General features: G+C 61.7%; 10 protein-coding genes. 5 read left to right on the forward strand and 5 right to left on the reverse strand.

The features are described 5' to 3' along the window. Nucleotides 1–244 precede the first annotated feature (244 nt). Nucleotides 245–1,321, forward strand: coding sequence for a 4-hydroxyphenylpyruvate dioxygenase (gene hppD / locus C9990_RS15155; protein ID WP_106803790.1), 1,077 nt, complete (start codon nt 245–247; stop codon nt 1,319–1,321). A gap of 55 nt (nt 1,322–1,376) precedes the next feature. On the opposite strand, the gene rarD is transcribed toward hppD, so the two are convergent. The 4 genes from rarD to C9990_RS15180 all read right to left on the reverse strand — a co-directional run bounded on the left by rarD (nt 1,377) and on the right by C9990_RS15180 (nt 6,262). Continuing rightward, a complete protein-coding gene (rarD, locus tag C9990_RS15160) occupies nt 1,377–2,258 on the reverse strand; it encodes an EamA family transporter RarD (RefSeq protein WP_065905429.1) in 882 nt (293 codons plus the stop codon). 911 nt (nt 2,259–3,169) lie between these two features. Then, the gene (locus tag C9990_RS15170; RefSeq protein ID WP_106803792.1) at nt 3,170–4,180 is read right to left on the reverse strand and encodes an aldo/keto reductase; all 1,011 of its coding nucleotides are present in this window, start codon (nt 4,178–4,180) and stop codon (nt 3,170–3,172) included. 186 nt (nt 4,181–4,366) lie between these two features. After that, entirely contained in the window at nt 4,367–5,230 is an 864-nt protein-coding gene (locus C9990_RS15175) for a hypothetical protein (RefSeq protein ID WP_106803793.1), read from the reverse strand. A 120-nt stretch (nt 5,231–5,350) separates the two neighbouring features. Then, a complete protein-coding gene (locus tag C9990_RS15180; RefSeq protein WP_106803794.1) occupies nt 5,351–6,262 on the reverse strand; it encodes a LysR family transcriptional regulator in 912 nt (303 codons plus the stop codon). Nucleotides 6,263–6,363: 101 nt separating this feature from the next. Here C9990_RS15180 and C9990_RS15185 point away from each other — a divergent pair, with 101 nt between their 5' ends. Beyond that, on the forward strand, nt 6,364–7,068 hold the full coding sequence (locus tag C9990_RS15185) for an SDR family oxidoreductase (RefSeq protein WP_106803795.1): 705 nt from the start codon (nt 6,364–6,366) through the stop codon (nt 7,066–7,068). A 99-nt stretch (nt 7,069–7,167) separates the two neighbouring features. Here C9990_RS15185 and C9990_RS15190 read toward each other — a convergent pair whose 3' ends face one another. Further along, a complete protein-coding gene (locus C9990_RS15190) occupies nt 7,168–8,478 on the reverse strand; it encodes an MFS transporter (protein WP_106803796.1) in 1,311 nt (436 codons plus the stop codon). 174 nt (nt 8,479–8,652) lie between these two features. Here C9990_RS15190 and C9990_RS15195 point away from each other — a divergent pair, with 174 nt between their 5' ends. The 3 genes from C9990_RS15195 (at nt 8,653) to C9990_RS15205 (ending at nt 12,114) form a co-directional block, all read left to right on the forward strand. After that, nucleotides 8,653–9,759 carry a sugar diacid recognition domain-containing protein gene (locus C9990_RS15195; protein ID WP_106803797.1) on the forward strand — a complete coding sequence of 369 codons (1,107 nt, stop codon included), beginning with the start codon at nt 8,653–8,655 and terminating at the stop codon, nt 9,757–9,759. Nucleotides 9,760–9,850: 91 nt separating this feature from the next. After that, the gene (locus C9990_RS15200; RefSeq protein WP_106803798.1) at nt 9,851–10,990 is read left to right on the forward strand and encodes a glycerate kinase; all 1,140 of its coding nucleotides are present in this window, start codon (nt 9,851–9,853) and stop codon (nt 10,988–10,990) included. A 53-nt stretch (nt 10,991–11,043) separates the two neighbouring features. After that, the gene (locus tag C9990_RS15205; RefSeq protein WP_106803799.1) at nt 11,044–12,114 is read left to right on the forward strand and encodes a DUF1176 domain-containing protein; all 1,071 of its coding nucleotides are present in this window, start codon (nt 11,044–11,046) and stop codon (nt 12,112–12,114) included. The last annotated feature ends 41 nt before the right edge of the window (nt 12,115–12,155 follow it).

A 12,155-nucleotide genomic window follows, 5' to 3' on the forward strand; every position in this document is an offset into this window, starting at 1 on the left:
GACTGCGGACAAACACGGTTACGCTGTGTAGAATCGATTTACGCATACAAGAATATGGACTTGCGCTCACGCAAGCCTCGGCCGTCAGAGACTGATGACACCATGAAGCTACTCGGCTCCCCCCTCATCTTTGGTGATTTCCTCGCCCGCAGTGTGCGAGGCCTTTCCTGCGCGCCTCCCTTCGACCTCATCCTTGCTCGCAACTAATCAATTGCTACCCAACAAGAATGATGAGGCACCGAACATGACCGACCATTTAGACAACCCAATGGGCCTGATGGGCTTTGAATTCATCGAATTCGCATCGCCGACCCCGGGCACCCTGGAGCCGATCTTCGAGATCATGGGCTTCACCAAGGTCGCGACCCACCGCTCCAAGAATGTGCACCTGTACCGCCAGGGCGAGATCAACCTGATCCTCAACAACGAGCCCAACAGCATTGCCTCCTACTTCGCGGCGGAGCATGGCCCGTCGGTGTGCGGCATGGCGTTTCGCGTCAAGGATTCGCAGCAAGCCTACAACCGCGCGCTGGAGCTGGGTGCGCAGCCGATCCATATCGAAACCGGCCCGATGGAACTGAACCTGTCGGCGATCAAAGGCATCGGCGGCGCGCCGCTGTACCTGATCGACCGCTTCGGTGAAGGCAGCTCGATCTATGACATCGACTTTGTCTACCTCGACGGCGTAGACCGCAACCCGGTCGGTGCCGGCCTCAAGGTCATCGACCACCTGACCCACAACGTGTATCGCGGCCGCATGGTCTACTGGGCCAACTTCTACGAGAAACTGTTCAACTTCCGTGAGGCGCGCTACTTCGACATCAAGGGTGAATACACCGGCCTGACGTCCAAGGCCATGAGTGCGCCGGACGGTATGATCCGCATCCCGCTGAACGAAGAGTCGTCCAAGGGCGCCGGGCAGATCGAAGAGTTCCTGATGCAGTTCAACGGCGAGGGCATCCAGCACGTGGCGTTCCTCACCGATGACCTGGTCAAGACCTGGGACGCGCTGAAGGGCATCGGCATGCGCTTCATGACCGCACCGCCAGACACCTACTACGAAATGCTCGAAGGCCGCCTGCCGAACCACGGTGAGCCGGTCGATCAACTGCAATCGCGCGGCATCCTGCTGGACGGCTCGTCGATTGAAGGCGACAAGCGCCTGTTGCTGCAAATCTTCTCGGAGACCCTGATGGGCCCGGTGTTCTTCGAGTTCATCCAGCGCAAGGGTGATGATGGCTTTGGCGAAGGCAACTTCAAGGCGCTGTTCGAATCCATCGAGCGTGACCAGGTGCGTCGTGGTGTACTGACCGCCGACTGAGGGTAAAAAAGCCCGGCCGGGATTGCTCCTGGCCGGGCTTTTTATTGCCTGCGGATCAGGCTTTGCGCTGACGCACCAGATGCTTGAAGCCTTCATAGACCAGCACCATCACCGCCAGCCAGATCGGGATATAGGTCAGCCATTGACCACCCTTGATGCCTTCACCCAGCAGTAACGCCACTGCCAGCAACAGCACCGGCTCGACATAGCTGAGCAACCCGAACAGGCTGAACGCCAGCAACCGGCTGGCGATGATGTAGCTCACCAGCGCCGATGCGCTGATCAGGCCTAGCGTTGGAATCAAGGCATACAGCTTCGGATAGGCGTCGAGCACGGCAAACCCCTGTTCGCCGCTCTGCACGAACCACCAGGCCACTGGCAGCATCAGTGCCATGTCCAGCCATAGACCGCCCAGGTGATCGGTGGACAAGTATTTACGCACCACGAAGTAGACCGGATAGCCGATGATCACGACCAGCGTGGCCCAGGAGAAACCGCCGGCTTGATACAGCTCATTGAGCACGCCGAGTGCGGCAAACACGACGGCGATCTGCTGCAGGCGCGACAACCGCTCGCCGTACACCAGGCGTCCCGTCAATACCATGGTCAGCGGCAACAGGAAGTAACCGACCGACACATCCAGGCTGCGCCCGTTCAGTGGCGCCCACATGAAGAGCCACAACTGCACGCCGAGCAATGCCGAAGACAGCACCACGCCGCCGATCAACCGCGGCTTGGCCGCCAGCCTGCGCAGCAATTCCCACACACGGCGCCATTCGCCGCTGACGATCATGAACACCGTCATGCACGGCACGGTCAGCAACATGCGCCAGCCGAAAATCTCCAGGCCGCTCAACGGCGTGAGCAGCGACGTGAAGTAATACATCACGGCAAACAACACCGACGCCGCCACGGATAAAACAACACCTTTAGACACACTGTCCTCGCCAAAACCGGTTGCTACAAAAGAAGAGAGAAATTCAGGAGGGGATTATGGAGCTTTTGACGGGAGACGGTTGCGCTGTTTTGGGGCGTTTTGCGCGAAAATTTTCATGGGGTGAGGTTTGGAGGAGGGTGAAGGGAGCAAACCTCCTTGGGTGAACCCACTTCCCGTGGCGGGCCAGTTTGTTGTGGCGAGCAGGCTTCCTGTGGCAGCCGGGCCTGTCCTGGCGAGCATGCTTGTTGTGGCGAGCGGGCTTGCCCCGCGTTGGGCGGCGAAGCAGCCCCAGTCAGCGAGCACGCGGTGGATCAGGTACTCCTCGCCGACTGGTTTTGGGGCGGCTTCGCCACCCAACGCGGGGCAAGCCCGCTCACCACATGAAGCCCGCTCACCACATAAAGCCTGGTCACCACACCAAGCCTGTTCACCACACTAAGCCTGTTTACCGCCACGAGCCTGTTCACCGTGTTGCGCGGAAATTTTCATGGGCCAAGGTTTGGATCGGGTGATAGAGACAAACCTCCTTTGATGAACCCACTTCCCATGGCGGGCCAGTTTGTTGTGGCGAGCAGGCTTCCTGTGGCAGCCGGGCCTGTCCTGGCGAGCATGCTTGTTGTGGCGAGCGGGCTTGCCCCGCGTTGGGCTGCGAAGCAGCCCCTGTCAGCGAGCACGCGGTGGATCAGGTACTCCTCGCCGACTGGTTTTGGGGCGGCTTCGCCACCCAACGCGGGGCAAGCCCGCTCACCACATGAAGCCCGCCCGCCACAGGAAGCCTGTTTGCCACATGAAGCTGTTTGCAGCCACAAGCCTGTTCACCACAGTAAGCCCGCTTGCCTCAACAAGCCCGCTCACCACAGGAAACAGCTCAGCACAAAAAGCCCCGCTTGCTACAAGGCCCTATTCCCCGCTTACAAACGAGCTATCCGCCCGGACACAAAGTGCCCCACATCATTGAACCCCGGCGTGGACGAGTGCCCGGGCGTCACCAGCGAGTCGATGAAGGCTTCATCTTCCGCCGAGATCTTCACGTCGAGCGCGCCGATGTAGGCATCCCATTGTGCTTCCGTGCGCGGCCCGACAATCGCCGAGCTCACCGCAGCATTGTTGAGCACCCAGGCGATCGCAAACTCGACAATCCCCACGCCACGGCCTTGGGTGTACTGCTGGATCTGCTGGGCGATGCGCAACGACTCCACGCGCCATTCGGTTTCCAGGATGCGTTTGTCCTGGCGCGCCGCGCGGCTGCCGGCCTCGGGGGTTACATCCGGCGCGTACTTGCCGCTGAGTACGCCACGCGCCAATGGGCTGTAAGGCACCACGCCCAAGCCATAGGCGGCGGCCGCAGTGATCTGCTCGACCTCGGCCTGGCGATTGACGATGTTGTACAGCGGCTGGCTGATCACCGGCTTGTCCACGCCCAGGCGCTCGGCGACGCGAATCACTTCGGCGATGCGCCAGCCGCGATAGTTGGACAAGCCCCAATAGCGGATCTTGCCCTGGCGGATCAGGTCACCTATCGCCGACACCGTGACGTCCAGCGGCGTGTCGTGGTCTTCGCGGTGCAGGTAGTAGATGTCGAGGTAGTCGGTATCCAGGCGCGTCAGGCTGGCTTCCAGCGCATTGAAGATGCGCTTGCGGCTCAAGCCACTGCGATTGGGCAGGCCGTCGGTGGGGCCGATGGCGACTTTGGAGGCCAGCACCCAATCCTCACGATGGCGCGCAATGGCTTCGCCGACGATCTCCTCGGAGCGTCCGCCGGTGTAGACGTCCGCGGTGTCGATAAAATTGATGCCCTGGTCCCAGGCCTTGTCGATGATGCGCAGCGAGTCCTCGGTGTTGGTCTGTTCGCCAAACATCATGGTGCCCAGGGTCAGGGCGCTGACCTTCAGTCCGGACTGGCCCAATGTGCGGTAAATCATGCAAAGCTCCTCAAGGCAGGGAAACGTGACCTATGCAATACCAGAGAGGGAGGCTCTAGAACAAGCCTGATGTCGCGTTTTGCTGCTCGTATGTGCGTACACGGCCCTACCGCCGATAACACTTGCTTGAGGAGCAAGCGAAATCAGCGGGTGGTGATTCAAGGCAATCGCTGAGTATCCAGCAGGTCAGGCGGTATAGAAGGGCGCGCGGACGTCAAACTTACCGTCGAACTGGAATTCCCCGCCTTGGGGATTAACGAAACTGCAATTCAGCTTGCCTTTTGCGTGACCGGTGCCGGGTAATGAATCGAAATGCAGTGTTCCCTTGCGGTGGACATAAAACGTCCACCCAGGCAGGGCGCTGCAATTAACGTACACCCCTTTGGCTTCTGGGCCGATGACATAGTCATGCTCGGTCAGGTTCTTATCTATTTGAATACTGACAATAAGATTTGAGGGCAGGGGTAGGGCAATGCGCTGCGAGCCAAAAACTTCCCACACGTGCGGAAAGACGGGCGATTCGTGACTGATGATGCCCGCACTCTCGGCGACAAACTGCTTATGTAAAAAAGGGCTGTTGGTGAATTTTCCCTCGAAGGTTCCCGTATTGAGCCTTGGATAGGAAACTCCCTTTAAATGGAGCACGCCGGCAGTCACATCCACATGGTCATTGTTCAATGCTGAGGAGAAGTGAAAGGCTGCTTTCATCTCGTCATTTTGTACGGAAACGGTAATCTTGCCGCTGACAATCGTGTAGACCGAAATCCCTGCGCGATGGGGCGTAAAGACGAAACCAGTGGCCTCGCCGGGGAAGCTGTAGGTGTGGTCCTTGCCATTTTCCTCAAGGCTGGCTGGCAATACCACACTGAGTCCGTAGTAGTTCTGGTGCGGATCGCTGCTTTGCAGTTGTACTCCGCTGAAACGCCATTGGCCGCCCGCTTTGAAAATGTGTTGCCTGTCAGTATCCGATACGAATGAGTGATTATGGCTGCCGCTGAACTTTGCGGTCAGCGTGCCTGTACTGGTGAGTGCCTCTGTCTCAGCTTTCATCTCGATGTTCCTTGCGTAACGTGAAGGGTACCTCGGGATGACTATGCTAATCGGGGTCAATGAACTCAGATACTGTCATAAATGACAGGTTTAAACGGCCGCGTTTTTATCGCCAAATTGTCACTGGTGCGTCGTGTTAAGCAACGACTGGCAGCGCCTCTGCAGAAAATCATGCAGTACTTTCACGCGCTCCGAGACCTGCAGGCGATGAGGACACATCAAGTTGAACGGCGCGGGCTCACCTTGCCAGTCAGTTAAGAGAGGCACCAGCCGGCCTGCTTTGATGTCGCGGGCAACATCCAGGTTGGCCTTATAGGCGATACCGTGGCCGGCCAGGGCCCAGCGCCGCACGATCTCACCGTCATCGCTGAGGTAGTCACCGCTGACCTCGACCTCCTGCAACTGTGCGCCCTGGCGGAAATACCAGGTGCTGTTGGCGCGGCCGCGACGCATATAGCGCAGCGTGCTGTGCTGCGCCAGGTCCGCCGGTGTGCGGGGTGTGCCGTGGCGTGCGAGGTAGTCGGGGCTGGCGCACGCGATGCGGTGGTGGCCGGGCACCACCGGCAGCGCTACCAGGCTGGAGTCCTGCGGCACGCCAAAGCGCAGGGCGATGTCGACGGTGTCGCGAAACAGGTCGGCGTTGCTGTCATTGAGCAGCAGTTGCAGGCGGATAGCCGGGTGTTCGACCTTGAATTCATCCAGCCAGCCCAGCAATACGTTGCGCCCGAAGTCCGAAGGCGCCGCCAATTGCAACAAGCCGCTGAGGCTCTGGCCTTGCTGCTTGATCGCTTGCTCGCCCTCGGACAGTGCTTCCAGCGCCACGCGCACGCTGTCCAGATAGCGCCGGCCTTCTTCGGTGAGGCGCATGCTGCGAGTCGAACGCGCGAGCAGGCGAATACCCAGGCGGGTTTCCAGGCGTTTGAGCGCGATGCTCGCCGCGGCCGGCGTCAGGTTAAGGCTGCGTGCGGCGGCCGAGAGACTGCCGGTGTCGGCGGTGCGTACAAACACGTCCAGATCGAGGATCGAGCTCATTTGTAAAAATCCTTTAAAGATCTTGTCGTTTTACCGGGATTTTTCGTCGATTGCCAAGCTGGGAAGATGAACGCTCACTTTCTGACCCAGGACACTTCTTCATGACTTCTTCCCTCAACGGCAAAACGGTGATCGTCATCGGCGGCAGCAGCGGTATTGGCGCCGCCGTGGCCAAGGCCGCCGCAGCACGGGGCGCCCAAGTGGTACTGGCCGGGCGTCGTTTGTCTGCGGGCAACGAAAACGGCCTGCGCAGCGAGCCGGTAGACGTTACCGATGCCGCTTCGCTGCAGCGACTGTTCGAAAGCGTGGGGCGGTTTCATCATCTGGTCTATACATCGGGGCCATCGGTGCACGCCAAGACGCTGGCCGAGACCGACCTGGATGAGGCCCAGGCAAACTTCAATGTGAAACTCTGGGGTTCACTGCGGGCCATTCAACTGGCGCTGCCGTTTCTCGACGAGCATGGCAGCATCAGCCTGACCTCCGGGCAGTTGGGGCGTAAAGCGGCGGCTGGCCAATTCATCAAGACCGGCATCAACGCCGCGACCGAGGCATTGGGCAAGCAGTTGGCTAAAGAACTCGCGCCACGGCGCGTCAATGTGATCAGCCCCGGGGTCATTGATACACCGGCCTATGCGGGGTTGACCGAAGAGCAGCGCCTGGCGATGTTCGCCAAGGCCGGCGACGCCTTGCCGGTAGGGCGTGTCGGGCAGGCTGGGGAAGTGGCGGCGGGGTATGTGCTGGCCATGGAGAATGGCTTCATGACCGGCGCCGTGATCGACATCGACGGCGGCGGCTTGCTCTGACGGAACCGGCAGGAGCCGGCTTGCCTGCGATCGCGCCCTCTGGCGCGCAGCAAGGCTTTGGGCCTTATCGCCGGCAAGCCGACTCCTGCAGGATGAAAGTTACGCCTTCAGGGTTCGCGTCATCCGCAACGCCAGCACGCTGCCCGCCACGATCACCGCCGCCAGCAAGTACAGCGCCACATCCGTGGAGCCGGTGGCATCTTTCACGAAGCCGACGATATACGGGCTGAGGAAGCCGGCCATCTGGCCCATGGAGTTGATCAACGCCAGGCCCCCGGCCGCTGCGCCGGCACTGAGCATGGCGGTCGGCACTGGCCAGAACATCGGCAGGCCGGTGAGGGCGCCCATCGTCGCGATGGTCAGGCCGAGGATGGCAATGGCCGGGGTGGTGGCGAAATTCACCGCGATCACCAGGCCAATCGCGCCCATCAACATCGGCACCACCAAGTGCCAGCGGCGCTCTTTGCGCAAGTCCGCCGAACGACCGACCAGCAGCATGAAGACTGCGGCCAGCAGGTAGGGGATCGCGCTGAGCCAGCCAATCACCAGGTTATCGCTGAACCCCAGGTTCTTGATGATCGACGGCAGCCAGAAGTTGATCGCGTACACGCCGCTCTGGATGCAGAAGTAAATCAGGCCGAACGCCCAGATCGCCGGGTTCTTGAACACTTCCGCCAACGAGTCGGTGGTGGTTTTCGGCTTGTTCGCCAGGTCCGTCGCCTGGTCGGCTTCCAGCACCGCGCGTTCGTGCGGCGTGAGCCACTTGGCGTTGGCGAAACTGTCGCTGAGCAGGAAGTAGGCGAGGGCGCCGAGGATCACGGTCGGGATGCCCTGCAGCAGGAACATCCACTGCCAGCCCGCCAGGCCGCCTTGGCCGGCGGCGAAGTGGTTGAGGATCCAGCCGGAAAACGGGCTGCCGAGCAGGCCGGACACCGGGATCGCCGACATGAACAACGCCATGATCCGCCCACGGCGGAAGGTCGGGAACCACTGCGAGAGGTACAGCACCACACCCGGGAAGAAGCCGGCTTCGGCCGCACCGGTAAACAGGCGCAGGGTGTAGAAATGCGTCGGCGTGGTGACGAACAGCAGGCAGGTGGACAGGGTGCCCCAGACGATCATCATCAACGCGATCCAGCGCCTCGGACCGAATTTGGTCAGCGCCAGGTTGCTCGGCACGCCGCACAGCACGTAGCCGATAAAGAAGATCCCGGCACCCAGGCCGTACACGGTTTCGCTGAATTTCAATGCATCGAGCATCTGCAACTTGGCGAAGCCAACGTTTACCCGGTCGAGGTAGTTGAACAGATAGCAGATGAAAATGAAGGGGATCAGGCGCAGGGTAATGCGCTTGTAGATGGCGTTTTTATCGTCATCGGTGGCCAGTGTGGCAGCGGCGCTCTGTGACATGGGGAGTCTCTCTTTATTATGATTTTTCGCGATGCGCAGGTAACGTTGATCGCCCAAAGAGTCTCAGCCACGTGGCAGGGTGCTGTCTTTGTGCTTGCGCACAGTGAAGCATCAATTGCGCTGTGCTGATGAACAACCTGCGTTTTCAAGCACTTCTTTCAAGGAGATGGCCCCATGTTCGAGCTGGATCATGACCTGGCTCAGGATATCGTCGATCGCACCATGGCGATCCTGCCGCACAACGTCAATGTCATGGACAGCCAGGGCCTGATCCTTGGCAGCGGTGAACCGGAGCGCATCAATACCCGCCACGAGGGCGCTCAACTGGTCCTGGCCAATGGGCGCGTGGTCGAGATCGACGGGCAGACCGCCAAGCACCTCAAGGGCGTGCAGCCGGGCATCAACCTGCCGCTGATGCACGATCAGCGTCTGATCGGCGTGCTGGGCATCACCGGTGAGCCGGAAGGCCTGCGCACTTACGCCGAGCTGGTGCGCATGACCGCCGAGATGCTCGTCAGCCATCGGCACCAGCAGGTCGAACAGCAATGGCGACGCCAGCGCTGCGATGACTTGCTGGCCTTGCTGCTCGCCGACACTGGTGACTCGCCGCGCCTGGTGGATGAGGCGCAACAACTGGGCCTCAAGCCGCAGCTGCCGCGCACCCCGTACCTGTTCGAGCTGGGTGTGGGGCAATCGGCGGAGGCGTTGAGTGCCTGGCTGACCTCGCGCTATCCGGACAGCTGGTGTGTCAGCTCGGCGCAGTTTTCGCTGCTGTGGTGTCGGCCCGCCGCGCTGCAGGTCGACAATCCGCGCTTGTTGGAAAAGCTCGAAGGCCTGGGCTGGCAGGTTCTGCGCGTGGCCGTGGGTGGGCAAGCCGATGGCTTGGCGGGGCTGCGCCGCTGTTACCGGCGTGTGGGTGATCTGCTCGCGTATGGGCGCGATATTCTGCCGCAATCGCGGCTGCTGACCCTCAACCGTTATCGCCTGCCCGTCATGCTCTGGCGCCATCGCAATGACGATGCCCTGGACGAATTGCTCAAGCCGCTGCACAAGGTGCTGGCCAAAGACACTAACGGCCAGTTGCTCGCGACCTTGCGCAGTTGGTGCGACCACGACGGGCAAAGCCAGGCGTGCGCCGACGCCCTCGGCATTCATCGCAATAGCCTGCGTTATCGCATGGAGCGCATCGCTGAGCTGAGCGGCGTTGATCCGCTGACCCTTGACGGCATGCTGGCTCTTTACCTAGGCGTACAGCTGCTGCCCCAGGCTTTGTCGGAATGAACAACAAACCTGAGCCAGACTTGTGCATCGGACCGGCGTCATTCCCGAAGCCAACTGGCAGCATGGGCGTCATAAAAACCGGAGAAAGCCCATGAAAATCATCATCGCCCCCGACTCGTTCAAGGACAGCCTGAGTGCCGAGGGCGTCGCCCAGGCCATTGCCGCCGGGCTGGCGCAGGTCTGGCCGGATGCGCAGAGCGTCTTGTGCCCCATGGCGGACGGTGGTGAAGGGACGGTGGATGCGGTGCTCGCGGCCTGCAACGGCGAGTTGCGGCGCCAGGCGGTGCGGGGTCCGTTGGGGGCCACGGTGCAAGCGCGTTGGGGGTGGTTGGCTGACAGCCACACCGCGATTATCGAAATGGCCGAAGCCAGCGGCCTGCAACTGGTGCCGCCGGGCCAGCGGGACGCCTGCAGCAGCAGTACGTTCGGCACCGGTGAGCTGATCCGCGCCGCCCTCGACCTGGGTGCCCAGCGCATCATCCTGGCGATTGGCGGCAGCGCCACCAACGATGGCGGGGCCGGCGCGATGCAGGCGCTCGGCGTGCAACTGTTCGACGCCGATCACCAGGCCCTGGCACCCGGTGGCCTGGCCTTGGCTGGACTGGCGCGGATCAGCCTGGAGAACCTTGATCCACGGCTGGCGCAGGTACGCTTTGAAATCGCCGCCGATGTGAATAATCCACTGTGCGGCCCCCACGGCGCGTCGGCGATATTCGGTCCGCAAAAAGGCGCCAATCCCGAGCAGGTGCAACAGCTGGACGCCGCCCTCGGGCACTTCGCCGACCAGTGTGCCCAGGTGTTGCCCAAGGATGTGCGCGATGAGCCCGGCAGCGGCGCCGCCGGCGGCCTGGGTTTTGCCGCCAAGGCGTTTCTCGGTGCGCAGTTCCGGGCCGGGGTGGACGTGGTCGCCGAGCTGGTCGGCCTGGACGACGCCGTACGGGGCGCCGACCTGGTGATCACCGGTGAAGGCCGCTTCGACGCCCAGACCCTGCGCGGCAAAACCCCGTTTGGGGTCGCGCGCATTGCCCGCCAACATGGGGTGCCGGTGATTGTCATCGCTGGCACCCTGGGCGATGGCTACGAACAGATGTACGCCCACGGCGTGAATGCCGCGTTTGCCTTGCCGTCGGGCCCGATGAGCCTGGAGCAGGCCTGCAGTGAAGCCCCGCGATTGTTGGCCGAGCGCGCGGCGGATATTGCGCGGGTATGGCGCACGGCTGCCGGGCGCTGACTTGAACCCTTGAACATGGGACAATCCGCGCCTTTTTGACACGGAGAGTCCCCATGCTGCGCCCCGCATTCCTGGCCATGCTGCTGGCTGGTATCAGCCCTCACGTCCTCGCCCAACCCGCGACTGAAACCGTACCGCTGCTGCGGGAAATCAAAAACTGGGTCACCGGTTGCGACAACTTGCGCAATTGCCACGCGCTCAGTTCACCCAGCGGCGTCGATGAAGAAGACTACAGTTCGCTGACCTTGCATATCTTTCACCAGGCAGGTCCCGAAGGGTACTTGCGCCTGCGCTTTGATCACCGCGGCGAAGACCTCGACCTTTCCACTTTGCTGCTGGATGGCCAACCCTTGGGGCAGGCATTGACGCGCGACTTGCATGTGGAGCTGGACGATGAAGGCGGCGACCCCGAGATGCACTTCTACAGCGTCATCGAGGACGCGCCGGCGCGGCGCTGGTTGCAGCGGTTGCGCAATGGCCAGCGCCTGCAGTTGCCTGGCGATGAAAACGCCAAGGTGTCGCTGAGCGGGCTGAGTGCTTCGCTGTTGTTGATGGACGCGGTGCAGGGGCGGGTAGACAACGTCACCGCGCTGGCCCGGCCGGGCAAGGCCGCTGCCAGCGAGGTGCCGGCTCGCCAGCCGACCCCGGTGCTGCGCAAGTTCCCGACCGCCCCCGCACTGACCGCGCAAGAACAGGCCGGCCTGGCTGCAGCGGCGATCAAGGCGCTGACCAACACCGACACTGAAATGAAACCCGACGCCGAGGCCGGGGCCTTGAGTGCCGACCAGGCCATGATGGTGGTGCGCACTGACTGCGCGGCCTACAACTGCGAGTACGAAATCAGCAGCCGTGAGCGCAAGTCGCCTTACACCGAAACGTTGCTGAGCATTCAGCCTTTGCCGTTGGACGGCGCCGCGTTCGAAGGCTCCGTGGGGTATGACGAAACCACCGGCACCTTGAGTTATTTCTACAAGCTGCGCGGGATCGGTGATTGCGGTGCGGGCGGGGTCTGGGTCTTTGACGGCAAGGCGTTCCAGTTGCGTGAGTTTAAGATGATGCCGCGCTGCACCGGGAGCCCCTACGGGGATTGGCCGGCGTTGTGGACAACCCTGCCGGCGCCCTAGCCAGGCAGCGCGCGTGGCCTCTACACTAGTCGGCCACGTGT

This window comes from Pseudomonas sp. S5D5 (assembly GCF_003013355.1).
Lineage (GTDB): Bacteria > Pseudomonadota > Gammaproteobacteria > Pseudomonadales > Pseudomonadaceae > Aquipseudomonas > Aquipseudomonas aylmerensis.

Coding starts and splice junctions, on each gene's coding strand:
- hppD (WP_106803790.1), top strand. CDS start 245: ATGACCGACCATTTAGACAACCCAATGGGCCTGATGGGCTTTGAATTC.
- C9990_RS15170 (WP_106803792.1), bottom strand. CDS start 4,180: ATGATTTACCGCACATTGGGCCAGTCCGGACTGAAGGTCAGCGCCCTG.
- C9990_RS15175 (WP_106803793.1), bottom strand. CDS start 5,230: ATGAAAGCTGAGACAGAGGCACTCACCAGTACAGGCACGCTGACCGCA.
- C9990_RS15180 (WP_106803794.1), bottom strand. CDS start 6,262: ATGAGCTCGATCCTCGATCTGGACGTGTTTGTACGCACCGCCGACACC.
- C9990_RS15185 (WP_106803795.1), top strand. CDS start 6,364: ATGACTTCTTCCCTCAACGGCAAAACGGTGATCGTCATCGGCGGCAGC.
- C9990_RS15190 (WP_106803796.1), bottom strand. CDS start 8,478: ATGTCACAGAGCGCCGCTGCCACACTGGCCACCGATGACGATAAAAAC.
- C9990_RS15195 (WP_106803797.1), top strand. CDS start 8,653: ATGTTCGAGCTGGATCATGACCTGGCTCAGGATATCGTCGATCGCACC.
- C9990_RS15200 (WP_106803798.1), top strand. CDS start 9,851: ATGAAAATCATCATCGCCCCCGACTCGTTCAAGGACAGCCTGAGTGCC.
- C9990_RS15205 (WP_106803799.1), top strand. CDS start 11,044: ATGCTGCGCCCCGCATTCCTGGCCATGCTGCTGGCTGGTATCAGCCCT.